The sequence below is a fragment of the Nafulsella turpanensis ZLM-10 genome (genome assembly GCF_000346615.1).
GTDB lineage: Bacteria > Bacteroidota > Bacteroidia > Cytophagales > Cyclobacteriaceae > Nafulsella > Nafulsella turpanensis.
Window position 1 is genome coordinate 31,699 of sequence record NZ_ANNU01000005.1, and the last position, 22,385, is coordinate 54,083.

The 22,385-nt window shown below is 46.5% G+C and carries 25 protein-coding genes; 18 read left to right on the forward strand and 7 right to left on the reverse strand.

Annotated features, from left to right (window positions below):
- Position 1: 1 nt before the first annotated feature.
- Together F752_RS0101750 and F752_RS0101755 are read right to left on the reverse strand one after the other, a co-directional pair.
- The gene (locus F752_RS0101750; RefSeq protein ID WP_017730000.1) at positions 2 to 958 is read right to left on the reverse strand and encodes a UDP-glucuronic acid decarboxylase family protein; all 957 of its coding nucleotides are present in this window, start codon (positions 956 to 958) and stop codon (positions 2 to 4) included.
- Positions 951 to 2,264 (reverse strand): UDP-glucose dehydrogenase family protein, encoded by a 1,314-nt coding sequence (locus tag F752_RS0101755; RefSeq protein ID WP_017730001.1) that lies wholly within the window; start codon positions 2,262 to 2,264, stop codon positions 951 to 953. The genes F752_RS0101750 and F752_RS0101755 overlap by 8 nt, the downstream gene beginning before the upstream one ends.
- Before the next feature lie 200 nt (positions 2,265 to 2,464).
- On the opposite strand from F752_RS0101755, the gene F752_RS0101760 reads away from it, so the two are divergent.
- The 4 genes from F752_RS0101760 (at position 2,465) to hpf (ending at position 5,228) form a co-directional block, all read left to right on the forward strand.
- Complete coding sequence (locus F752_RS0101760) at positions 2,465 to 3,604, forward strand: acyl-CoA dehydrogenase (protein WP_026135443.1); 1,140 nt, start codon at positions 2,465 to 2,467, stop codon at positions 3,602 to 3,604.
- Positions 3,605 to 3,763: 159 nt separating this feature from the next.
- On the forward strand, positions 3,764 to 3,958 hold the full coding sequence (gene rpsU, locus F752_RS0101765; protein WP_017730003.1) for a 30S ribosomal protein S21: 195 nt from the start codon (positions 3,764 to 3,766) through the stop codon (positions 3,956 to 3,958).
- Positions 3,959 to 3,990: 32 nt separating this feature from the next.
- Positions 3,991 to 4,902, forward strand: a complete 912-nt coding sequence (locus tag F752_RS0101770) for a tyrosine-type recombinase/integrase (RefSeq protein WP_017730004.1) — start codon at positions 3,991 to 3,993, stop codon at positions 4,900 to 4,902.
- A gap of 23 nt (positions 4,903 to 4,925) precedes the next feature.
- Positions 4,926 to 5,228, forward strand: coding sequence for a ribosome hibernation-promoting factor, HPF/YfiA family (gene hpf / locus F752_RS0101775; RefSeq protein WP_017730005.1), 303 nt, complete (start codon positions 4,926 to 4,928; stop codon positions 5,226 to 5,228).
- Between the two features lie 70 nt (positions 5,229 to 5,298).
- Here the strand turns inward: hpf and metK are convergent, their stop codons facing one another.
- Positions 5,299 to 6,606: a methionine adenosyltransferase gene (gene metK, locus F752_RS0101780; RefSeq protein WP_017730006.1), complete on the reverse strand. Its 1,308-nt coding sequence runs from the start codon at positions 6,604 to 6,606 to the stop codon at positions 5,299 to 5,301.
- Positions 6,607 to 6,717: 111 nt separating this feature from the next.
- Complete coding sequence (locus F752_RS0101785) at positions 6,718 to 7,437, reverse strand: SAM-dependent methyltransferase (RefSeq protein WP_017730007.1); 720 nt, start codon at positions 7,435 to 7,437, stop codon at positions 6,718 to 6,720.
- A gap of 182 nt (positions 7,438 to 7,619) precedes the next feature.
- On the opposite strand from F752_RS0101785, the gene F752_RS0101790 reads away from it, so the two are divergent.
- The gene (locus F752_RS0101790; protein WP_017730008.1) at positions 7,620 to 7,838 is read left to right on the forward strand and encodes a DUF2905 domain-containing protein; all 219 of its coding nucleotides are present in this window, start codon (positions 7,620 to 7,622) and stop codon (positions 7,836 to 7,838) included.
- Between the two features lie 15 nt (positions 7,839 to 7,853).
- Here the strand turns inward: F752_RS0101790 and F752_RS0101795 are convergent, their stop codons facing one another.
- Positions 7,854 to 8,618, reverse strand: coding sequence for an alpha/beta fold hydrolase (locus F752_RS0101795; RefSeq protein WP_017730009.1), 765 nt, complete (start codon positions 8,616 to 8,618; stop codon positions 7,854 to 7,856).
- 55 nt (positions 8,619 to 8,673) lie between these two features.
- On the reverse strand, positions 8,674 to 9,396 hold the full coding sequence (locus F752_RS0101800) for a pyridoxine 5'-phosphate synthase (protein ID WP_017730010.1): 723 nt from the start codon (positions 9,394 to 9,396) through the stop codon (positions 8,674 to 8,676).
- Between the two features lie 137 nt (positions 9,397 to 9,533).
- On the opposite strand from F752_RS0101800, the gene F752_RS0101805 reads away from it, so the two are divergent.
- The 13 genes from F752_RS0101805 (at position 9,534) to F752_RS0101865 (ending at position 21,167) form a co-directional block, all read left to right on the forward strand.
- Positions 9,534 to 9,992, forward strand: coding sequence for a GatB/YqeY domain-containing protein (locus F752_RS0101805; RefSeq protein ID WP_017730011.1), 459 nt, complete (start codon positions 9,534 to 9,536; stop codon positions 9,990 to 9,992).
- Entirely contained in the window at positions 9,993 to 10,514 is a 522-nt protein-coding gene (locus F752_RS0101810; RefSeq protein ID WP_017730012.1) for a CvpA family protein, read from the forward strand.
- A 51-nt stretch (positions 10,515 to 10,565) separates the two neighbouring features.
- A complete protein-coding gene (locus F752_RS0101815) occupies positions 10,566 to 11,144 on the forward strand; it encodes an anthranilate synthase component II (protein ID WP_017730013.1) in 579 nt (192 codons plus the stop codon).
- 30 nt (positions 11,145 to 11,174) lie between these two features.
- Positions 11,175 to 11,951 carry an alpha/beta fold hydrolase gene (locus F752_RS0101820; protein ID WP_017730014.1) on the forward strand — a complete coding sequence of 259 codons (777 nt, stop codon included), beginning with the start codon at positions 11,175 to 11,177 and terminating at the stop codon, positions 11,949 to 11,951.
- A complete protein-coding gene (locus F752_RS0101825) occupies positions 11,948 to 12,628 on the forward strand; it encodes a CBS domain-containing protein (protein ID WP_017730015.1) in 681 nt (226 codons plus the stop codon). The genes F752_RS0101820 and F752_RS0101825 overlap by 4 nt, the downstream gene beginning before the upstream one ends.
- 20 nt (positions 12,629 to 12,648) lie before the next feature.
- Entirely contained in the window at positions 12,649 to 13,527 is an 879-nt protein-coding gene (locus F752_RS0101830) for an NAD kinase (protein ID WP_017730016.1), read from the forward strand.
- 83 nt (positions 13,528 to 13,610) lie between these two features.
- The gene (locus tag F752_RS0101835; RefSeq protein ID WP_026135445.1) at positions 13,611 to 14,735 is read left to right on the forward strand and encodes a DUF6089 family protein; all 1,125 of its coding nucleotides are present in this window, start codon (positions 13,611 to 13,613) and stop codon (positions 14,733 to 14,735) included.
- Positions 14,736 to 14,796: 61 nt separating this feature from the next.
- The gene (porG, locus tag F752_RS0101840; RefSeq protein WP_040664006.1) at positions 14,797 to 15,468 is read left to right on the forward strand and encodes a type IX secretion system protein PorG; all 672 of its coding nucleotides are present in this window, start codon (positions 14,797 to 14,799) and stop codon (positions 15,466 to 15,468) included.
- Between the two features lie 93 nt (positions 15,469 to 15,561).
- Positions 15,562 to 16,311: an isoprenyl transferase gene (locus F752_RS0101845; RefSeq protein WP_017730019.1), complete on the forward strand. Its 750-nt coding sequence runs from the start codon at positions 15,562 to 15,564 to the stop codon at positions 16,309 to 16,311.
- The gene (locus F752_RS0101850) at positions 16,308 to 19,043 is read left to right on the forward strand and encodes a BamA/OMP85 family outer membrane protein (RefSeq protein ID WP_017730020.1); all 2,736 of its coding nucleotides are present in this window, start codon (positions 16,308 to 16,310) and stop codon (positions 19,041 to 19,043) included. Before F752_RS0101845 ends, F752_RS0101850 begins: the two co-directional genes overlap by 4 nt.
- A gap of 5 nt (positions 19,044 to 19,048) precedes the next feature.
- The gene (locus F752_RS0101855) at positions 19,049 to 19,582 is read left to right on the forward strand and encodes an OmpH family outer membrane protein (RefSeq protein ID WP_017730021.1); all 534 of its coding nucleotides are present in this window, start codon (positions 19,049 to 19,051) and stop codon (positions 19,580 to 19,582) included.
- 22 nt (positions 19,583 to 19,604) lie between these two features.
- The gene (locus tag F752_RS0101860) at positions 19,605 to 20,153 is read left to right on the forward strand and encodes an OmpH family outer membrane protein (RefSeq protein ID WP_017730022.1); all 549 of its coding nucleotides are present in this window, start codon (positions 19,605 to 19,607) and stop codon (positions 20,151 to 20,153) included.
- 102 nt (positions 20,154 to 20,255) lie between these two features.
- Positions 20,256 to 21,167: a S66 peptidase family protein gene (locus F752_RS0101865; protein ID WP_017730023.1), complete on the forward strand. Its 912-nt coding sequence runs from the start codon at positions 20,256 to 20,258 to the stop codon at positions 21,165 to 21,167.
- Here F752_RS0101865 and chrA read toward each other — a convergent pair.
- Complete coding sequence (gene chrA, locus F752_RS0101870; protein WP_017730024.1) at positions 21,164 to 22,333, reverse strand: chromate efflux transporter; 1,170 nt, start codon at positions 22,331 to 22,333, stop codon at positions 21,164 to 21,166. The two genes, F752_RS0101865 and chrA, sit on opposite strands and share 4 nt — an antisense overlap.
- Positions 22,334 to 22,385: the final 52 nt, after the last annotated feature.

Below are 22,385 nucleotides of genomic sequence, written 5' to 3' on the forward strand. Positions count from 1 at the left end.
ACTAAATGACTTCTTTTTTCAGAATCTTCTTTTTGAAGTATTCATATGTTGGCTTCAGGCCTTCGGCACGGCTGTACTTTGGCTTCCAGCCCAGTATCTTTTTCGCGACGCTGATATCGGGACGGCGCTGCTTTGGATCATCCTGCGGAAGCGGCTTATACACTACCTTCTGGTCTGTGCCGGTTAAACGAATAATTTCTTCTGCAAACTCACCTATAGTAATCTCATCGGGGTTGCCAATGTTTACCGGCTGTGCATAGTCGCTCAGGAGCAGGCGATAGATACCTTCTATAAGGTCGTCGACATAGCAGAAAGAACGGGTTTGTGAGCCATCTCCAAATATGGTAAGGTCTTTCCCCTGCAGAGCCTGACCGATAAAGGCTGGCAGTACGCGGCCATCGTCGAGGCGCATGCGAGGACCATAGGTATTAAAGATACGCACAATGCGGGTTTCGAGACCGTGGAAAGTATGGTAGGCCATGGTCATGGCTTCCTGGAAGCGTTTCGCTTCATCATAGACCCCCCTCGGTCCAACAGGGTTTACATTGCCCCAGTAATCCTCGGTTTGCGGGTGCACCAGGGGGTCGCCATATACCTCGGAAGTGGAGGCTATCAACATACGGGCTCCTTTGGCCTTGGCAAGCCCCAGCAGATTATGTGTGCCCAGCGAACCTACTTTCAGGGTTTGGATGGGCATTTTAAGGTAATCAATAGGGCTGGCAGGAGAGGCAAAGTGAAGGATATACTTTAGCTCGCCCGGCACGTGTACGAATTTCGATACATCGCAGTGGTAATACTCAAAATCCGGGTGGCCCATCAGGTGCTCGATGTTTTCCATGGAACCGGTAATGAGGTTATCCATGGCAATAACATGATAGCCCTCCTTAATGAAGCGGTCGCAAAGGTGGGAGCCTAAAAAGCCGGCTCCCCCTGTTACTAATACTTTTTCCTTAGCCATTGACTACTCTCCTTCCTATGCTATAGTAGGTAAAACCTAATTCTTCCATATTTTCAGGATCGTAAAGGTTACGACCATCAAATATCACTTTATTTTTCAGGGCTTTCTCGAGGCGGTCGAATTCAGGAGTACGGAACACCGGCCATTCGGTCATAATCATGAGGGCATCGGCTCCTTCGGCGCACTCATAGTAGTTGGTGCAAAACTCTACCTTATCGCCCATCAGCTCTTTAACATGCTCAATAGCTTCAGGGTCGTAGGCTTTCACCTTGGCGCCGGCAGCCAAAAGCTCCTCGATGTTATAAAGGGCAGGCGCTTCGCGTATATCGTCGGTATAAGGCTTGAAGGAAAGTCCCCAGATGGCGATGGTTTTTCCTGTAAGGTCGCCACCAAAATATTCTTTCACCTTCGGAATGAGCTTCGTCTTCTGCTTATGATTGATATCCATCACCGACTGCAGGATTTTAAAGTCGTAATCCACATCGGAAGATGATTTAGCCAGGGCCTGTACATCTTTCGGGAAGCAGCTGCCACCATAGCCAATGCCGGCAAACAGGAAGCGCTTCCCTATACGCGTATCCGTACCCACTCCACGACGAACATCATCGACATTGGCACCCAGCTTCTCGCACAGGTTAGCAATTTCGTTCATGAAGGTAATTTTCGTGGCCAGGAAAGAGTTGGCTGCATATTTCGTCAGCTCGGCCGACTTCTCATCCATAAAAATAACAGGATTGCCCTGGCGTACCAGTGGGGCGTACAGGCGCTCCATTATTTTGCGGGCTTTCCCGGAATTGGTACCGATCACTACCCTGTCCGGCTTCATAAAGTCTTCCACTGCCACCCCTTCTCGCAGGAACTCCGGATTCGACACCACATCAAATTCTACGTTTGCTTTTTCTGCAATTTTTGCCCGTACTTTTTCAGCCGTACCTACAGGCACGGTGCTTTTATCAACCACAACAGTATATTTTTCCAGCAGAGGACCTAAATCTTCCGCAACCTTCAGGATATACCGCAGGTCGGCAGAGCCATCTTCTCCGGGAGGGGTTGGTAATGCCAGGAAGATTACATCGGCACCTTTAATTCCTTCGGCCAGACTGGTTGTAAACTCGAGGCGGTTTTGCTCTATATTTCGTTCAAACAGGATATCCAGGCCCGGCTCGTATATGGTCATTTTACCGCTCTGGAGCTTCTGTACTTTCTTTTCATCGATATCAACACAGGTAACGTGATTACCTGTTTCAGCAAAGCATGTTCCGGTAACAAGGCCAACATAGCCCGTACCTACTACTGCAATTCTCATAAATGGGTGGTTTTTAGCTAAAAAAAATTAAATTCTATACAAATCTATTCCGAATGGGTTGATAAAACTAGTTTGCTGTAAGTAAAAAGAAAAAATAAAATACTAATTTTACGAACGAATGTTAGTTTGCTTAACTTCCAATTTTTTAAAAATCTTGAACGATGACGGACAATACGATCGCACAGCCTGAGGCAGCAGGCATGAACTTTGAATACGGCGAAAACCAGAAAATGGTTGCAGATATGTGCCGCGATTTTGCCGAACGTGAAATCACGCCTTTCCGCCGCGAATGGGACGAGACACAGGAATTTCCGGTACCACTCTTTAAAAAAATGGGTGAACTGGGCCTGATGGGCGTTCTAGTACCTCAGGAGTATGGAGGAGCAGGCTTTACTTACTTCGAATATGTGGCCGCTATTGTAGAAATATCTAAAGCCGATGGCGCCATTGGCCTTTCCATGGCCGCCCATAACTCTCTCTGCACAAACCACATCCTTACCTTCGGTAACGAAGAACAGAAAAAGAAGTGGCTGCCTAAGCTGGCGACCGCCGAATGGATTGGCGCCTGGGGGCTTACCGAGCCTAATACCGGCTCTGATGCAGGAAACATGAAAACTGTGGCAAAGGAAGATGGCGACCATTACGTACTGAATGGAGCCAAAAACTTTATTACCCACGGTAAATCCGGCAATGTAGCGGTTGTGATTGCCCGCACCGGCGAAACCGGCGACTCGCATGGCATGACCGCTTTTGTAATTGAAAAAGGCACTCCAGGCTTTAAAGCAGGTCGCAAAGAAGATAAACTGGGTATGCGTGCCTCCGAAACTACAGAGCTCATTTTCGAAGACTGCCGCGTACCAAAAGAGAATATTTTAGGCAAAGTAGGTGAAGGATTTATTCAGGCCATGAAAATTCTGGATGGTGGCCGCATTTCCATTGCTGCCCTGAGCCTCGGCATTGCCAAAGGCGCACTTGAGGCCTCTATTGCTTACTCCAAGGAGCGCCAGCAGTTCAACAAGCCAATTTCTTCCTTCCAGGGCATTGCTTTTAAACTGGCCGACATGGCTACCAAAATTGAAGCAGCGGAGCTCCTTACCTACCAGGCAGCAGCGCTTAAGCATGCCGGCAAGCCTATGACTAAAGAATCGGCCATGGCCAAGTATATGGCTTCCGAAGTAGCAGTAGAAGTATCGACTGAAGCTATCCAGATTTTTGGTGGTTATGGGTATACGAAGGACTATCCGGTGGAGAAGCATTACCGCGATTCCAAGCTTTGTACCATAGGCGAAGGCACTTCTGAAATTCAGAAGCTGGTTATCTCCCGTGCGCTGCTGAAGTAATAAGCTATTATTAATATTCATAAGCTGCTATTGTACCGGGTCTCCGGAAGCGATAGCAGCTTTTTTAGTGCACTTTATTTTGATAGCCCTATCAGAAGATATTGTATTCCTTCTTAAAGAATGTTATGTTTGCTGCCGATTGAAAGGAGGTGTAAATCCATGATAATTGTTAAAGTAAACGAAAACGAATCTATCGAGCGGGCGCTCAAAAGATTTAAGCAGAAATTTGACCGTACAGGTGTACTGAAGGAAGTTCGCACAAGAAATTACTTCGAAAAACCAAGTGTAAGCCGCCGTACAGAAAAGATAAAAGCCGCTTACCGCCAGAAGATGTACGCGAGCGAAAATTTCTAAGCGCCTCAACCCATTTTCCATAAATTTTGATTATGTTAGTACTGCATCACGGCAGTGCTAACATGATTGATACCTACCTCCGATACCTCACCTTTGAAAAGCGCTACAGCGCCCACACCCTTACTTCTTATCAAAACGATCTGGAGCAGTTTCAGGCCTTTCTGCAGGAGCAGTATCAGCAAAACGAACTTTCCCGGGCTGAGTTTACCCACATCCGTGCCTGGATTGTGTCGCTGGTCGATGAAAAGCTGCAGGCCCGCAGCATCAACCGCAAAATTGCCAGCCTCCGCTCCTTCTATAAATTTTTACTGAAGCGCGAACTCATTCAGCAGGATCCCTGCCTGCGCATTAAAGCCTTGAAAACACCAAAAGCGCTTCCCCACTTCGTGCAGGAAAAGGAATTATCGCAGCTGCTCGACCAGTTTCCTTTTACCAACGATTTTTCCGGAAGCCGCGACAAGCTGGTGTTAGAGTTGCTGTATGCTACCGGCATTCGTTTGGCTGAGCTCATTGGTCTGCGGGAAGAAAGTGTAGATATGAAAGCCGGTACTATTCGTGTGCTCGGCAAGCGCAATAAAGAACGGGTTATTCCTGTTTCCCTGGCTATGAAAGCAGTAATGGAACAATATCTGGCTCAGAAAAACAGTTTATTTGGTAAGGAGGCCAACCCACGGCTTATTCTTACAGATAAAGGGGAGCAGGCCTACCCGATGTTTGTTTACCGACTGGTAAAAAAATACCTGGGTACTTTTACGAGCAGCGACAAACAAAGCCCGCATGTTTTACGTCATACTTTTGCAACACACCTGCTCGACAAGGGCGCCGATTTGAATGCCGTAAAAGATTTGCTGGGCCATACCAGCCTTGCCGCAACCCAGGTGTACACACATAATTCATTAGAAAAACTTCGGAAAGTCTTTGAACAGGCACATCCGAAGGCATAGTTAAACACATAACCCTTACTACTATGAAGATAGACATTCGTTACATCGACATTGAGTCCGACGACAGACTGAACGACTTTATTCAGAAGAAGGTAGATAAACTCGAAACTTTTTACGACCGAATTGTAGACTGTGAAGTGTTTCTGAAGAGAAGCAACAACAATACAGAAGAAAATGCAGTGGTGGAACTGCTCATTAACGTACCTGGCAACAGACTTTTTGCAAAGGAGCAGGCCAAGAACTTTGAAGCCGGCGTAGATGCCTGCGTGGAAGCCATGCGCCGCCAGATAAAGAAGGTGAAGGAAAAGCAGGCTTCACATCCTTAACAGATTTTAAACATCATAAAAAAACCGGAAGCGAAACTTCCGGTTTTTTTTATGATTTACAGATTGCCTTTTACAGCTTAAATGCTTTCTTAATTTTATCTACGTAATCGAGTCTTTCCCATCCGAAGAATTCGAGCTCACGATTTTCTTTACGACGGATTTCACGCTTCTCCTGCTCGTTCTCCTCCATCTCTACAATATTCAGCTCCACTTCTTTTTTATACGCCTCACGCCCCATATGACCGTAAGCGGCAGTTTCGCTGAAAATAGGTGTTTTAAGCGCAAAGCGTTCTACGATTGCCTTAGGGCGCATATCAAACAGCTCATTCACCACCTTACTAATTTCGGAGTCACTCATATCTACTTTAGCCTTACCAAAAGTAGAAACATTCAGCGATACCGGCTTGGCTACCCCAATAGCATAGGCCACCTGCACCAGCGCCTCATCTGCTACACCAGCTGCCACCAGGTTTTTAGCAATATGGCGGGCTGCATAAGCGGCACTACGGTCTACTTTAGAGGAATCTTTTCCGGAGAAAGCGCCACCACCGTGGGCTCCTTTGCCACCGTAGGTATCCACAATAATTTTACGACCTGTTAAGCCGGCATCGCCGTGTGGACCACCAATTACAAACTTACCGGTTGGGTTAATGTGGAAAACAGTTTCATCGTCCAGCATTTCGGCCGGCACAACCTTCTTCACAACATGCTCGATAACATCCTGGCGAATTTTATCCAGCATTTTTTTATCGGCCGCCAGTCGGGCTTCGCGCGAATCGTTCTCCGGCTTAATAAAGTTGCTGTGCTGTGTCGATACCACCACGGTATGTACCCGTACAGGGCGGTCATTATTATCGTATTCAATGGTTACCTGTGCCTTGGCATCGGGGCGCAGGTAAGGCATCAGCTCCCGCTCCTGCTTGCGGATGTCGGCCAGTCGCTTTACCAGGCGGTGCGAATATGCAAGGGCCATGGGCATGTATTCAGGCGTTTCTTTGGTCGCATAGCCAAACATCATGCCCTGATCGCCTGCACCCTGCTCCTTATCTTCGCCTTCGTCTACACCCTGTGCAATATCGGGCGACTGAGAGTGCAGGGTAACCATTACACCGCATGATTCTGCATCGAATTTAAAGTCATCGTGTGTATAGCCAATCTTTTTAATGGTATCACGCACGATATCCGGGATTTCAACATAGGCTTTAGTTGTAACCTCACCCCCCACTACTACCAGTCCGGTCGTTACAAAAGTTTCGCAGGCTACACGCGAATCAGGATCCTGTGCCAGCATGGCATCAAGAATTGCATCTGATATCTGATCCGCAATTTTATCCGGGTGTCCTTCAGATACTGACTCTGAAGTAAATAAATATGACATAGAGAAAAAGTTTTAATGGTTTCTAAAGAAAGCTCAAATTTAGGTGAATTAAAAAAAATATAAAATTACAGGTAACATTTCGCTCAAAGGCCAAATACTTAGCCTCATAGTTTAATTTTTTACTGTTCCCAGCAGAAAGATAGTAGGAATTTTATGTAAATCCACCTTCTGTTTTTTCCATTCCGCAACAGAAAGTGTCCTGATAAATTCGCCCTCTCCTGTAACACCACTGGCAACACATAAAGAGCTGGCCGGGTGGCAGTGCTGGAGCAAATCGCTCAGCAGCTGATTATTTCTATAAGGCGTTTCCATAAAAATCTGGGTTTGCCCTTGTTGTGCCTGCTTTTCGAGCTGCCGGATAGCCTGCACCTTTTCGGGGCTCTTTACCGGCAAATAACCATGAAAAGCAAAATGCTGTCCGCTCATGCCCGAAGCCATCAGGGCCAGCAATATGGAAGAAGGTCCCACCAGCGGCACCACCTGCACGCCGTTTTTATGGGCCCAGGCCACTGCCCGTGCACCAGGGTCGGCTACTCCGGGGCAACCCGCTTCAGATAAGACTCCTACGTCCTTCCCCTGCAGTAAAGGCTGCATGAGCGCGGCAACCTCGGCATCAGGTGTTTTTTTATCCAGCAAAGAAAACTGAAGTTCAGGAATAGAAATACCCAGTTCCAAACTACTGATAAACCTTCGGGCGGTCCGAATGTTTTCAGCAAGATAAAAAGTTGTATTTCGGCAGACTTCATAAACCTGCCCTGAAAGCACCGTACCGGCTGTATTTTCGGCAATTACCGAAGGAATTAAAAAAAGTTTTCCTTTAATTTTGTTCATAGACTTTGAGAGGTGAGACGGAAGACATGAGACAATGGATATCAGATATAAGACACAGGGCAGGAGCAATCATGAGCAGGACAGGAATCGGTACCCTAACGCCAGAGAAGAAGTACCGCTAAGATTAATTAAAAGTAAATCTCATTTCTAATTCTTAATTCTTCATTTTTAATTCTTTGGCAATGCAGCAAATCGGAAAATCACTTTTAGTTATTGGTGGTCTGCTTTTTCTGGCAGGACTGATTCTCTATTTCTTCGACCGGATTCCTTTTTTCGGCAAAATGCCGGGAGACATTGTGGTTAAAAAGAAAAACTTCACTTTCTATTTTCCGCTGGCCACCAGCATTATCCTCAGTATTCTGCTATCACTGGCACTTTACCTCATTAACCGCTTCCGCTAAAAGTGCAGTAAAATATCAGCTTTCCAGAAATGCCCTAACAACCTTCTCAAATTCTTCCGGCTTTTCGGCATGCATCCAGTGCCCGGCGCCTGTAATGGTCTGCACCTGAGACTGCGGAAAGATTTGCTGAATCAGGGCTTTATCGGCGTCTTTTATGTAACCCGAATTCGCTCCCCGAATAAAGAGGGTCGGCTTTTCAAAATGCTCCTCTTCCTTTAAGCCTTCGCCTACATTCTCAATTTTTTCATTTATTACCGGCAGGTTAATCTTCCATTCATAACCTCCTTCGGTCTTTCTACCTAAATTCTTCAATAAAAACTGCCGCACCCCCAGCTCAGGCACATATTCTGCCAGCGTAGCATCGGCCTCGCGCCTGGTTTTTAAGGAGTTGATATCAATCGCCTGCAGACCCTGCAGAATTACCTCATGATGCACAGGATAATAGCGCGGCGCTATATCTACCACAATAAGTTTTTGAAGTAAATCAGGATGAGACAGGGCGAACTTCATTACTGTTTTTCCACCCATTGAATGCCCCATAATTACCGGGTCCTCAATTTTGTGTCCCGTAATAAATTCTTCCAGGTCTGCAGCCATATCGGTGTAGGTAAAAGAAGAGCTGTGTGGCGAGTCGCCATGGTTGCGCTGGTCGAGCAGGTATACTTTATAGTCGCCGCTCAGTTCTTTACCTACGCTCAGCCAGTTATCGGAAGAACCGAAGAGGCCGTGTAAGATAATTATGGGGGCTCCCTCGCCCAATTCGCGATAGTGTAACTTCATATTAAAAAAAGGTATAAGACATTAGACATAGGACACAAGACGGTAAACATATATCTTATGGCTCGATATTCAACTTCCGCAGGTACATCTGAATAGTGTTTTCAAGACCGTAATACAATGCATCGCTTATTAAGGCATGGCCAATGGAAACCTCATCGATATAAGGAATGCTTCTTTTCAGAAATGCAAGGTTCTCAAGGTCAAGGTCGTGGCCGGCATTTATGCCCAGGCCCAACGCTTTTGCCCTGTAAGCAGCATTGGCATATGCCTGAACGGCCTCTTCTTTATTATTGTGGTAGCCGCGGGCATAGGCTTCGGTATACAGTTCAATACGGTCAGTTCCACAGGCCGCAGCTCCTTCGACCATTAATTCTTCCGGCTCCACAAAAATAGAGGTGCGCACACCCCAGCCCTTAATTTGGGCAATAACCTCCTGTAGCTGCTCTTTTCGGGCATAGGTATCCCATCCGGCATTGGAGGTAAGCACATGGGGCGGATCGGGCACCAGGGTAGCCTGGGCGGGCCTTACCTCTTCAATTATTCGCATATACCGCTCATCGGGGTACCCTTCAATATTAAACTCAGTGGTTACTACCTCCTTCAGGGCCATTACATCACTCAGGCGGATATGCCGCTCATCGGGCCGGGGATGTACCGTAATTCCCTGCGCTCCAAAACGCTCGCAATCCTGCGCCACCTGCACAACATCGGGTTTATTTCCGCCACGGGCATTCCGTAAGGTGGCAATTTTATTTATATTTACACTCAGCTTAGTCATAGGCCAAAAGTTTTGACGGGCGATGGCTTTAACGGGAGGAATTACTAATCCGGCAGGAAGCCCGCACTTTTTTGTAAAGAGTTTAATAGTTAAATTTGTTGCAAAGGTACAGAATTGCAACCTAAAAAATAAAGAGCATGTCGCTAAAGCACCAGATAGACGAGGATATTAAAACCGCTATGCGGAATAAGGAAAAGGATCAGCTGCGGGCCCTGAGGGCGCTAAAATCCATGATTCTGCTGGCCGAAACAGAGAAGGGTGCACAGGAAGATCTCCTGCCTGAAACCGAGCTCAAGCTATTAACCAAAGCTGCCAACCAAAGGCGGGAGTCTTTAGCCGTTTTTCGCGAACAAGGACGTGAAGACCTGGCAGAAAAAGAAGAAGCAGAGCTGGCAGTAATTGAAAAATACCTGCCCAAACAGTTATCGGAAGATGAAATGCGCGCAGAGCTGGAGAAAATAATAAGCCAAACAGGTGCCAGCAGCCCACAGGACATGGGAAAGGTAATGGGCCCGGCCACTAAGTCAATGGCAGGTCGGGCAGATGGTAAAGCCATTTCGGCCATGGTTAAAAGTTTACTTGGAGAGCAGGGATAATTGAGCGCTGTTGATATTGTTCTTTTACTGCTCCTGCTGTTAGGAGCGTACAAAGGCTACACCAAAGGCCTGTTGCTCGAAGTCATTGGCATAATAGCCCTTGTTGTAGCCCTTATTGCAGGCTTTCAATTGCTGCAGTGGGCTATGGACCTGCTGGGCACACAGCTCGACATTAACGAAAGCCTGCTGCCCTACATCGCCTTTCTGTTGCTTTTTGCTGCCATTGTCGTGGGTATTAACCTGCTGGGTAAAGCACTGAAAAAAATCCTGGACATGACCTTCTTTGGCACCTTCGACAACCTTATCGGTGCCATGGTGGGCCTGCTAAAGTGGGCGCTGGCCTTAAGTGTACTCATCTGGCTTATCAATACCCTTGAGGTCAAACTTCCTGCCGAAGCAGTGGCCGATTCATTTGTGTATCCAGTACTGGAGCCTTTTGCGCCCCAGGTATTTGGCATGATGGGCGATGTATTACCTGCCATTCAAAATCTGCTTCAGCCAAAAGTTTATGTGCAACCCTGAGCCTGCTCCCCGGCATTAAATCAGGAACAGCATGTTATTAATTCATTAAAAGTGGTTCTGCTTTTAGATAATTTCGATTCCTTTACCTATAATCTGGCAGATTACCTCAGGCAGGCAGGGGCTGAGTGTGTTGTACTTAACAACCAGGTAAGCCCGGAGCAACTCAGCGAATTAAATTTAAAAGGAATTGTGCTTTCGCCGGGCCCTGAAACACCAGCCAAAGCCGGCAGACTGCTACAGGTCCTTGGGACCTTTTATAATAAATTGCCTATATTAGGCATATGCCTGGGGCACCAGGCCATCGGGCAGTTCTTTGGCGCAGCGCTTGAAAAGGCGCACAAGCCCATGCATGGAAAAATTTCCATGATCAACTGCGAAGAGGATTACCTCTTCAATGGGCTGGCAAGGCAGCTAAAGGTTGTACGTTACCACTCGCTGGTATTAAACAGCCTGCCCGAAGCTCTTAGCAGCATTGCTGCCACAGATAGTGGAGAAATTATGGCCATAAAACATAAGCACCTGCCCATTAGGGGGGTGCAATTCCATCCGGAAGCCATTTTAACAGAAAGCGGGTTGGCAATGTTAAAAAATTGGCTGCGTTTCAATAATATTGTCGATGAAGACATCTGATGTAGAATATTTAGCGTAATAAGTGAACACATGAAGAATGCCGTTAAAGAAGAAGGAGATTTCCAATACATAGAAGAAGGAGAAGGAAAAGTACTGTTGCTCCTGCACGGATTATTTGGTGCGCTCAGCAATTGGGATGGCGTAATAGACCGATTTAAAGGTGAATATAAAGTGGTAATCCCACTGCTCCCGATATATGAAATGCCCCTGCGGCAAGCCGGTCTCGAAGGACTGGTCAAGCACCTTACCGGCTTTGTAAAGCAAAAAGGCTTTGAAAAGATGACAGTGATGGGCAATTCCCTTGGTGGCCATGTAGCCATGATGTATACGCTCGAAAACCCCGATAAAGTGGAACGCCTTATTCTTACAGGAAGCTCCGGACTTTTCGAAAATGGTATGGGCGGCTCTTACCCTAAGCGGGGAAGCTATGAGTATATAAAAGAGCGTGTTGAGTATACCTTTTATAACCCTGCCACCGCCACCAAAGAGTACATCGACGAGGTGTTTGAAACCACCAAGAGCATTCCTAAATGTATGCGCATTGTAGCGATTGCCAAGTCGGCACAACGCCACAATATGGCCGAGGATATTCCGAACATTAAGGCACCTACGCTGCTGATATGGGGGCTGAACGATACCATTACCCCCCCCATGGTAGCACATGAATTTAACCGCCTTATTCCCAACTCCACGCTCCGGTTTATTGATAAATGCTGCCATGCGCCTATGATGGAGCACCCGGAGAAGTTTAATGATATACTGGCCGAATTTTTAGAAGCAACCAACGATAAAACCCAAGCGGCATGATAGCCTCTGAACTCATAAACCCTATTATCTCACCTGTACAAACTACCGACAAGGTTCATAAAGCCCTTGACTGGATGGAAGATCTCCGCCTGAACGAGCTACCGGTTATGGAAAATGGGGTTTATGTTGGCCTGCTGCGCGACCCACACCTATCGGAACAGGATAATGGAGACTCCCACCAGAAAGAGGCACTGGTCCAAAACTTTCCGCTGGTCGACAGGCAGTGCTTTGTCTATGAAAACCAGCATTTCTTCGATATTATTAAGGCTGCTGCCGATTTTAATGTTCAGACTGTTCCTGTGCTGGATTTGGAGGGAACTTATAAGGGCACTATTACGCTCGACGATACCATTGCTGCTTTTGCGCAAACCGCTGCCGTGCAAAGCCCGGGTGCTATTTTTATCCTTTCGCTAAAACAAATCGACTATTCGCTGGCCGAGATCAGCCGCCTTATTGAGTCTGATAATGCCAAAATATTGTGCTCCTCGGTTAGCAACGACTCTCTTGATCCATCTAAGATTAAGCTCACTGTTAAGGTAAATAAAACAGATCTGTCGCGCATAATTGCTACTTTGGAGCGCTTTGGATATAAAATTATTGCAAGCTTTCAGGAATCGGAGATTATTTCGAATGATAAAGAGCGGCTGGACATTCTCCTCCGGTACCTGGATATTTAAATTTAACTCTGCCCCGGCTTATGAAAGTTGCTTTACATGGAAAAACGCTCAGTAAAGAAACATGCCCTTACATTCAGGAAGTAATTGGTGAGCTTTACCGGCGGCAGGCCCAGCTATACCTCTCTCAGCATTTTCTTAAAGAAGTCCGAAAGTACGGGCTTCGTATCGACAAGGTGGAGACCTTCAGCAAAAAGGACAGCCTCCACGAGCTTGACTTTATGTTTAGCCTTGGGGGCGATGGTACGCTGCTCGACACCCTCACCTACGTAAGAGAAGCCGAACTACCACTCGTGGGGGTTAATACCGGCCGCCTCGGCTTTTTGGCTACTACGCCAAAAGATAAAATTAAAGCCGTAATAGACGCCCTCTACAACAACTACTTTACCTACGACTACCGTACCCTTATTCGCCTCGATGCCGATGAAGACCTGTTCGAAGGCATGGGTTTTGGCCTGAACGAGTTTGCCATTCTGAAAAAGGACACCTCTTCCATGATCGTGGTCCATACCTATATCGATGGAGAGTTTTTAAATTCGTACTGGGCCGATGGTCTGATTGTTGCTACCCCCACAGGTTCTACAGGTTATTCGCTGAGCTGTGGCGGCCCTCTGGTACTGCCGCAGTCCAACAACTTTGTCGTAACCCCTGTAAGCCCCCACAACCTGTATGTAAGACCTATGGTAGTTTCTGACAATAGTGTGCTCTCGTTCGAGATTGAAGGACGTAGTAAAAACTTCCTCGTTTCGCTCGACTCCCGCTCCAGAACAGTCGATGCTTCCATACAAATGGCCGTACGCAAGGAAAACTTCCGGGCTAAACTGGTGAAACTCACCGGATACAACTTCTTTGATACCCTCCGGCAGAAGCTTAACTGGGGGTTAGATAACAGGAATTATTGAAGTTTTTTTTCTTCTAACTATTAATAATTTTGTGTACTCCCGCAGGATGCGATTGTATCTCTGTACCTATTGCCTTGTTATCTATGAAAAAACTTCTCCTGCTCTTTTCCCTCTTTATGGTGGGTATACTTATTTCTTCGGATGTCCTGGGACAGCGCATTTCGCAGTTCAGAGGCCGCCGCATGCCTTTCGCCAAAAATAAAAGGTACCTGTCTGTTGGCTTTACAGTAAACGCATTTAATTATTTTGGCGATCTGACTCCCCAAAGCCATTTTGCCAGCACCTCTGTTTCTTATACCCGCCCCGGTGTGGGCGTAACAGGCATGTATCGCATGGGTCCCCGTTCCTTTATGAGAGGAAACTTTATGTGGGGCCGACTCCAGGCAGATGATTTTAAAGCAGATCCATTCGGTGAGGATTCCAAATACCGTTATGTGCGCAACCTCCACTTCCGAAATGATATAAAGGAACTTTCACTTGAATATGTTTTCGATTTTATTCCTCACCATCGCACCTTCATTACCCGGCCTCAGCTAATCCCGTTTGTCTCTGTTGGCCTTGCCATTTTCCACCACAATCCAAAGGCCAAAGTGCCTTCGGTTGATGCTTACCATTATAATATTGGTAATGCACAGCCTATTGAAGAAAATGATCTCCGCTATGGAGGTGTTTCGCCCGGCGATTGGATTGCCTTAAAACCCTTAGGCACAGAAGGGCAATATATTGAAAATTCAGGCGTTGAACCCTACAGCAACTGGCAGTTTGCCATCCCGCTTGGAGCAGGTGTGCGGTACAGGTTAAACAGATTCGTTGATATTTCGTTTGAACTTTCGTACCACCAAACTTTTACAGATTACCTCGACGATGTAAGTGGCCTGTATGTAAATCCGGAAGAGTTTGGAGATACACCGGAAGCAAACCTGGCCCGCTTAATGGCCGATCGCTCGAAAGAGCCTTTCGCCGCCCTTAGCGGAGAGGAACGGGATCTTAATTACATTCGTGAGCACATTAACGGTACTCATTTATATGGGCAGGTTCCGCCGGATTTTGGTGACCTTCCATACGAGCTCATAAGCGGGTACGGAAGCAGAGGGACAGAGGAATTTCCGAACATACGCGGAAAAGACGACTGGGACGTTTACCTGGTAACAAAATTTCAATTAACCTATATTATTGGAACGAACATACGTAATGCAAAATTCAGGTAAGAAATTAACAGCACTCATTTCAACAATTAAGGGAAGGCCTTTAAGGGCTTTTCCTTTTTTTATGCTAGCCTTTCTCTGGCTGCTGACTCCCGCTGCAGGTCAAAAACATGATATTGGCATTGGCCTTGGAGCAGCAAACTATACCGGAGAACTATCGAGAAGTTACAGCCTGCTTACCCACCGCCCGGCAGGCTGGTTGTTTTACCGCTATAACCTTAATGAGGCTGTAAGCCTGAGAGGGAGCCTTAGTCTGGGTCTCCTTACAGGCAGTGATCAGCCTCCCTTTGATGCTTTTGCCGGGCAGCGCGCTGACCCTAGTTTTACCGTAACCCAAACAGAAATAGGCGCAGTGGTTGAGTACAACTTTCTGGATTATAAAGATCCAAAATCACTTGTTCGCTGGTCACCTTACTTTTTTGGAGGGGTTGCAGTATTTATGAGCAGGGGACATGGCCAGAGAGCAACGGACTACAGCAGAATCCAGCCTTCCATACCTGTGGGAATTGGCATAAAATACATGCTTACCCCCTACCTTACACTCGGCTATGAATGGGGTGCCCGCAAAACCTTTTTCGACTATATCGATAATGTTGGAGCCTTCCTTCCCGAGGAAAATGGTTTTGACAAAGACTACCAGTATGGAAACATCCATAACAAAGACTGGTACTATTTTACCGGCTTCACTTTAAGTTATACCTTCTGGACTATTCCCTGTCCTTTTACCTTTGAATAAAAGCCCTTTATCTCAAAGAAACTTTACCATCCTTACCGATTAAAATACCAAATTTTGTAGCTTTGCAAATTAATTTGCAGCATACAACAGGGAATGAAAGAAAATCTTGATTTACATAATTTGCCGGAGCACGTAGCCGTTATAATGGATGGTAACGGACGTTGGGCAAAAAAGAAGGGGGCCATGAGGATTTTCGGACATAAAAATGCCATTGAGGCAGTTCGGGATACTACAGAGGCATGTGCAGAGCTGGGAGTAAAATACCTGACCCTTTATGCCTTTTCTACAGAAAACTGGAACCGGCCCAAGGCAGAGGTCAATGCCCTGATGGAGCTTCTGGTTATGACCATCCGAAAAGAGCTGAATACCCTCCAGAAAAACAATGTGCGGTTAATGGCAATTGGCAACCTCCTTACCCTCCCGGAGGGCTGCCGGCAGCAATTAAAAGATGCCATTGCTCAAACCAGCCAAAACACCGGACTTACGCTGGTTCTTGCGCTCAGCTACAGTGGCCGCTGGGAAATAATGAATGCTGTAAAAGAACTAAGCCGCAAAGTTGCCGCCGGCACCATCGCCCCGGAGGCTATTGATGAGTCTCTTTTCGAGAACCACCTGAATACCCACAGCATTCCGGACCCGGAACTCCTTATCCGTACCAGTGGCGAAATGCGCATCAGCAATTTTATGCTATGGCAGTTAGCTTATACCGAATTATATATAACCGAAATTCTTTGGCCTGATTTTCGCCGGGAACATTTGTATGAAGCTATTTATGCTTACCAGCAAAGAGAAAGACGGTTTGGCAAAACCAGTGAACAAATAAACCTGAAACAGAACGGATGAAGAGATATATCTTAGCCACTTTAGTTGTTTTACTCCCTGTGGTAGTGCAGGCACAGATTGGAGTTGGCGTACGCAAACCTAACCGCTCTTCCGAAAATATCGACCTTAACTACGCCAATCCTAAGGAATATGAAATTGCCGAAATAAAAGTATCCGGCGTTGAAACGCTCAATACCGATGCCCTTATCTCAGTGGCAGGTCTGAGGGTAGGCGATAGAATTACCATTCCGGGCGATGCCCTTAGTTCCGCTATTAATAAGCTCTGGAAGCAGGGCATTATCGGCGATGCAAGTATCAGTATTTCGAAAGTAGAAGGCGACAAGGTATACCTGAACATCGACCTCAAGGAAAGACCACGCCTAACGAGCATCAACATCAGTGGTGTTAATAAATCGCAGCAAAAAACCCTTCAGGATAAAATAAAGGTAATTCGTGGAAGGGTGGTGACAGATGCCCTCATCAAGAATACCGAAATGACCATCCGCGACCATTATGTAGATAAGGGGTTCCTTAATGCAGAGGTACGCGTGGTACCTGAAAAAGACACCACTCAAACCAACAGTGTAAAGCTGAATATTCTGGTCGATAAAAACCCGAAAATTAAAATCGACCAGATTAACTTCATTGGCAACGAAAACATTGCCGACTCCCGCTTAAAGTCAAAAATGCGGAGCACCAAAGAAAAGCCCCGGATTACCCTCTTCGAAGACCTTATTCGCAGGGCCATTAACTTCCGCCCTTCCGACCTGGTAGAATTTTTTAGCAATAAAAAAGAAACAGAACCGCAGGATATTAAGGATTATCTTGCCACCCATGTAAAAGCAAATATCTTTAGCGGCTCTAAATTTATTCGCGAAGATTTTGAGGCAGACAAAGAGGCCGTAATTGACTTCTACAATTCGCAGGGTTACCGCGATGCCAAAATTGTAAGCGATACCATCCTGAACTCCCCAAAGAAGAACATGATTAGCCTTAACCTGAGGGTAGATGAAGGGGACCGGTATTATTTTAGAGATATCAGCTGGGAAGGAAACTATGTTCACAGCGATAGTTTGCTTAACCGTATCCTTGGAGTGGAAAAGGGAGATATCTACGACATGGCCCTTATCGACAAAAAGCTTCACTACAACCCCATGGGTAGCGATGTAAGTGCGCTGTACATGGATAATGGCTATCTGTTCTTTAATGCCAATCCGGTAGAGGTAGCCGTAGAGGGCGACTCTATCGATTTAGAGATCCGATTGACAGAAGGGCCACAGGCCACTATTAAGCGGGTAATCATCAATGGCAACGACCGTACAAAGGATCATGTTATTTTGCGGGAGGTGCGCACGCTCCCCGGCGAAAAATTCAGCCGCGAAAAGTTAATTCGTACCCAGCGCGAAATTCTGGCACTTGGCTTCTTCGATCAGGAAAACTTCGGTATGCAACCAATACCAAACCCACAGGATGGTACGGTTGATATTGAGTATACTGTAGTAGAAAAGCCAACCGACCAGATTGAATTATCGGCAGGCTGGGGCGGACGTAGCAGCTATGGGGCCGGAGGCTTTATTGGTACCCTTGGCCTTGTTTTTAATAACTTTTCCATCCAGAACATCCTGAAGCCACGCTCCTGGGATCCGCTGCCGGTTGGCGACGGGCAAACCCTTGCATTACGGGTACAGGCCAGCGGACGCCGATACCAGACCTATTCATTTTCTTTCGTAGAGCCCTGGTTAGGGGGTCGTCGTCCTAATGCCTTTTCCGTTAACTTAAGCCATTCAATTAACCGTAGCTACCCCTATGGAAGGGCTCTTTTAGATTTCAATGAAGAAGTAGGCCGTATCAGTGTTACCAGTGCAACCGTAGGCCTGGGCCGCCGGATTAGGTGGCCTGACGACTTCTTTACCCTGCAGAACTCTGTATCTTACCTCTACTACGACATATTTGCCAAGCTGGATGAGAATGGCCGGCCAAGCCCATATGCATATGCTCCCTTCGAGAGCTTTGGTTTGTACAATGGAAACGCCAATACAGTTACCCTGAATACGACCATTGCCAGAAACAGCATCAACTATCCTATGTATCCAAGAGGAGGTTCCTCCCTCTCTCTGCAGGCAAGCTTTACGCCTCCTTATTCTCTTTTCAATGAAAAGAATTATGAAGAGCTGAGCACAGAAGAAAGATTCCAGTGGGTAGAATACCACAAATACATGTTCGATGCCGATTTCTTTACCCAGATAATCGGAGACCTTGTTCTAAATGCCAAAGCAAATATGGGCTTCATTGGCTCCTATGGTAGCGGCAACCCTATTGGTCCTTTCGAGCGCTTTGTATTAGGTGGCGATGGCATGTCAGGTCAGGCAGGTGGTTACTATATTGGCCGCGACATTATTGGCCTGAGAGGATATGAAACCACCAGTATCGGCCCGAGAGTTGGTAACCGTACAACCGGTACCGGCGGGGTGGTATATAATAAGTTTACGTTACAACTACGCTACCCTTTATCTTTAAACCCTGCTGCTACTATTTACCTGCAGGCCTTTGGCGAAGCGGGTAATAACTGGGGAAGTTACCGCGAATTTAATCCGTTTGACCTGTACCGCTCGGCTGGTATTGGCGCCCGTATCTTTATGCCAGCCTTTGGCCTTATTGGTATTGACTGGGCGTATGGCTTCGACGAAATCCCAGGCCTTCCGGAGCAGAATGGTTCGCAGTTCCACTTCACTATCGGGCAGCAAATCAGATAAATCGTATGAAAAGACACTTTTTTTTAATTTTTTTCCTTTTTTTGGTCTCAAATTCAATTTTTGGCCAGAAATTTGGATATGTTGATACAAACTATATCCTGGGGCAGATGCCTGAGTTTGCAGGAGCCCAGCAGGAAATAGAAAAGGTATCACTTGCATGGCAGGACGAAATTAAAGACAAACAAAAAGAAATCGATGCCATGTACAGTGCCCTGCAGGCCGAAGAAGTACTGCTGACCGAAGCCATGAAAAAGCAAAGGCTGGCAGAGATTAAAAAGAAGGAAGAGGAACTAAAAGAATACCAGAAACAGGTATTTGGCTTTGAAGGCCTTTTTTTCCTCAAGCAGCAGGAAATACTTCAGCCGGTACAGGAAAAAGTATTTGAAGCAGTAGAAACCGTTGCCGTAAAGCAAAAGCTGCAGATAGTATTTGACAAAGCAGGAGGCCTTACCATGATTTACACCAATCCGGTACACGATTATACCGATTATGTACTCGAAGAATTAGGCCTTGGAGATAAAACCGATACAATAAAATAAGTTAATTAAACTGATAGTGCTCATGAAAAACAAATTTGTACTTGCTTTAACAGCATTAATGCTTGCCGGATTTTCAGTATTTGCGCAGGGAACCACTAATAAGCCAATAAAAATCGGCTACGCCAGTGTTAATTATATTTTGAGCGAAATGCCGGAGTATAAGCAAATAGAGCAGCAGCTGATGGAATATGAAAAGCAGCTCTCTAACCAGCTTCAGTCGCAGTACCAGGAGCTTCAAACCAAGGCGACTACTTACCAGCAGAGTGCCGAAACCATGCTGCCGGAAATTCGCCAGCAGAAAGAAACTGAATTACGCGAACTACAGGGTCGCATCGAGAAATTCCAGCGCGATGCCCAGCAGCTAATCCAGAAGAAAGAAGCTGACCTTTTGGCGCCGGCTTACGATAAAATTCAGAAAAATATAGACGTTGTAGCTGCAGAAAATAACTATACACACGTACTTAACTCAGAAGTAGCCGGTGTACCTACTCTTCTGTTCGTATCAGACCAGAGCCACGATATCTCAAACCTGATATTGAAGAAAATGGGAATTACTCCTACCCAGGAATAAAAAATATCTCTTATCTTTATAAGCCCCGCTGCAGTTTGCTCCGGGGCTTTTTTATGGTTTCATTTGAAGCTTTACAAGGGCTTCGCTACTGATCTACTGCTTATGCAACCTCCTTTTCTAACCCAAGGCGACACCATTGGCATCCTCTCCACTGCCCGAAAAACCGAGGCAGCCACCATCCATAAGGCAGTTAGGATAATGGAAGGCTTAGGATACAGGGTAAAGCTTGCTCCAAACCTTTTTGCCGATGCTCATCAGTTTGCCGGCACCGATGCCGAAAGAATTACTGACATGCACACCCTCCTGCAGGACCAGGAAGTAAAGGCAATTATTTGTGCCCGTGGCGGCTACGGAACCAGTCGGATTGTCGATAAGATCGACTGGTCTTTACTAGATCGCCAGCCAAAATGGATTTGCGGCTTTAGCGATGTTACCGCTATTCTGTGTCACCTCCAACGCAAAGGTATCGAAAGCATGCACTGTACCATGGCGGCTCTTTTCGATACAGAAAATGCCGAAAAAAGAACCAGCGTGGAGAGCCTCTTCCATTTACTGGAAGGCAAACCCTTTGAAATGAAAGCGCCTTCACACTCCTTTAATCGCCCCGGGCTGGCCAGTGGAGAAATCATCGGCGGCAATCTTTCCATCCTCAACCATCTTATCGGCACTCCTTCCGACCCGGACTACCGCGGAAAGATCCTTTTTATCGAAGACCTGGATGAATACCTCTACCATGTAGACAGAATGCTGGTACAGCTAAAACGCGCCGGAAAACTGGCAGAGCTGGCAGGCCTGGTGGTAGGGCATATGTCGGCCATGAACGACAATACTATCCCTTTTGGTAAAACAGCCTATGAAATTATTCAGGAACATACTGCGGAATATTCTTACCCTTTAGCCTTTGGATTGCCTGTAGGCCATGAGCCGCTAAATATGGCTGTTCCGGTAGGAAGAAGAGTACGACTAAATATAGAGAAAGATGGCAGCCACCTCTTTGAAATTCCTTCTGCTTAAACCAGCCAGCCCAGCAGTAATCCTCCAATAATAATAACAGGGGCCGGAATGCGGGTTAACAGTAGCACACCAAAAGTCAGCAGAATGATGCCAATATTAATGCTGGTAGAAGGAATAGGCTCGAAAAGCAATATCGCTGCGCCAATAACCACCCCGGCACTCGCGGCGTTTATTCCTTCCAGTGAAGCCCTCACCGGCCTGTACTTCTTGAGCTTATCCCAGAACCGAATTACAAAAAAGATCAGGAAAGTGCCGGGCAGGAAGACTCCTGCCGTGGCTGCAAAAGCACCTATTAACTGATCGCCCACGGTACCATTCTGCATACTCATAGCCCCTATATAGGCAGTAAAAGAAAAAGTAGGCCCCGGCACTGCCTGCACAATGGCAAAGCCACTCAGGAATTCTTCTGAGCTGAGGTACTGCTTAAACTCTACAAATTCGGTATACAGCAGCGGCACCAGCACCTGCCCACCCCCAAAAATAAGGCTGCCATTTCTGTAAAAGTTCTCGAACAGCCGGACAGGCAGGGACTGTGTGAGTGCACCTATAACCGCTGCTGCTATTAACACCCCTGCCCAGAGAAAGAAGTTAGCCCAATTGACACTAAAAGGGTGCTTTTCTTCCTTTGGCTGCATTCTGTACTTTAAAGAGGTTGCCGCACCGGAAAGTAGCAGGAGCACCGGAAAAACGTAAGGCGTACGGATATAGTAGGAAATGGTAGCTGCCACCACCATCAGGAAGATATCCAGGCGATTATGAATAAGTTTAAAACTAATCTTGTAAGCAGCAAAAGCGACAAAACCTACGGCCATAGGCTGTATAAAGCGGGTAAATTCCATTGAAAAGCTCCGCTCCTCCATATGGGAAAGGGTAATTGCTGCCCCCGTCATCAGGCACACAGCCGGTAATACCCACACCAGCAGAGTAAGGTAGGCAAGCGGTGCTCCTCCTATTTTAAAACCTATGGCCGTAACTGTTTGAGTAGAGGTGGGTCCGGGTAAAATCTGGCAGAGGGCATTCAGCTCAATAAGCTCTTCTTCCGTAAGGTAGCGGCGCTTCTCTACAAACAGATCAAACATGAGCGCAAAATGGGCCTGCGGCCCTCCAAAAGCGCTAACAGCAAACAGCAGCACATCGCGCAGAAAAATATAATGCCTGGCGACCATAGTTTTACTACGGTCACCAGGCATTTTTAACAGTATTCTTTGGTAGTAATTA

Coding starts and splice junctions, on each gene's coding strand:
- hpf (WP_017730005.1), top strand. CDS start 4,926: ATGAAGATAGACATTCGTTACATCGACATTGAGTCCGACGACAGACTG.
- rpsU (WP_017730003.1), top strand. CDS start 3,764: ATGATAATTGTTAAAGTAAACGAAAACGAATCTATCGAGCGGGCGCTC.
- F752_RS0101845 (WP_017730019.1), top strand. CDS start 15,562: ATGAAAGAAAATCTTGATTTACATAATTTGCCGGAGCACGTAGCCGTT.
- F752_RS0101835 (WP_026135445.1), top strand. CDS start 13,611: ATGAAAAAACTTCTCCTGCTCTTTTCCCTCTTTATGGTGGGTATACTT.
- F752_RS0101855 (WP_017730021.1), top strand. CDS start 19,049: ATGAAAAGACACTTTTTTTTAATTTTTTTCCTTTTTTTGGTCTCAAAT.
- F752_RS0101850 (WP_017730020.1), top strand. CDS start 16,308: ATGAAGAGATATATCTTAGCCACTTTAGTTGTTTTACTCCCTGTGGTA.
- chrA (WP_017730024.1), bottom strand. CDS start 22,333: ATGGTCGCCAGGCATTATATTTTTCTGCGCGATGTGCTGCTGTTTGCT.
- F752_RS0101865 (WP_017730023.1), top strand. CDS start 20,256: ATGCAACCTCCTTTTCTAACCCAAGGCGACACCATTGGCATCCTCTCC.
- F752_RS0101795 (WP_017730009.1), bottom strand. CDS start 8,618: ATGAAGTTACACTATCGCGAATTGGGCGAGGGAGCCCCCATAATTATC.
- F752_RS0101770 (WP_017730004.1), top strand. CDS start 3,991: ATGTTAGTACTGCATCACGGCAGTGCTAACATGATTGATACCTACCTC.
- F752_RS0101790 (WP_017730008.1), top strand. CDS start 7,620: ATGCAGCAAATCGGAAAATCACTTTTAGTTATTGGTGGTCTGCTTTTT.
- F752_RS0101860 (WP_017730022.1), top strand. CDS start 19,605: ATGAAAAACAAATTTGTACTTGCTTTAACAGCATTAATGCTTGCCGGA.
- F752_RS0101755 (WP_017730001.1), bottom strand. CDS start 2,264: ATGAGAATTGCAGTAGTAGGTACGGGCTATGTTGGCCTTGTTACCGGA.
- F752_RS0101820 (WP_017730014.1), top strand. CDS start 11,175: ATGAAGAATGCCGTTAAAGAAGAAGGAGATTTCCAATACATAGAAGAA.
- porG (WP_040664006.1), top strand. CDS start 14,797: ATGCTAGCCTTTCTCTGGCTGCTGACTCCCGCTGCAGGTCAAAAACAT.
- F752_RS0101830 (WP_017730016.1), top strand. CDS start 12,649: ATGAAAGTTGCTTTACATGGAAAAACGCTCAGTAAAGAAACATGCCCT.
- F752_RS0101805 (WP_017730011.1), top strand. CDS start 9,534: ATGTCGCTAAAGCACCAGATAGACGAGGATATTAAAACCGCTATGCGG.
- F752_RS0101750 (WP_017730000.1), bottom strand. CDS start 958: ATGGCTAAGGAAAAAGTATTAGTAACAGGGGGAGCCGGCTTTTTAGGC.
- metK (WP_017730006.1), bottom strand. CDS start 6,606: ATGTCATATTTATTTACTTCAGAGTCAGTATCTGAAGGACACCCGGAT.
- F752_RS0101825 (WP_017730015.1), top strand. CDS start 11,948: ATGATAGCCTCTGAACTCATAAACCCTATTATCTCACCTGTACAAACT.
- F752_RS0101800 (WP_017730010.1), bottom strand. CDS start 9,396: ATGACTAAGCTGAGTGTAAATATAAATAAAATTGCCACCTTACGGAAT.
- F752_RS0101785 (WP_017730007.1), bottom strand. CDS start 7,437: ATGAACAAAATTAAAGGAAAACTTTTTTTAATTCCTTCGGTAATTGCC.
- F752_RS0101760 (WP_026135443.1), top strand. CDS start 2,465: ATGAACTTTGAATACGGCGAAAACCAGAAAATGGTTGCAGATATGTGC.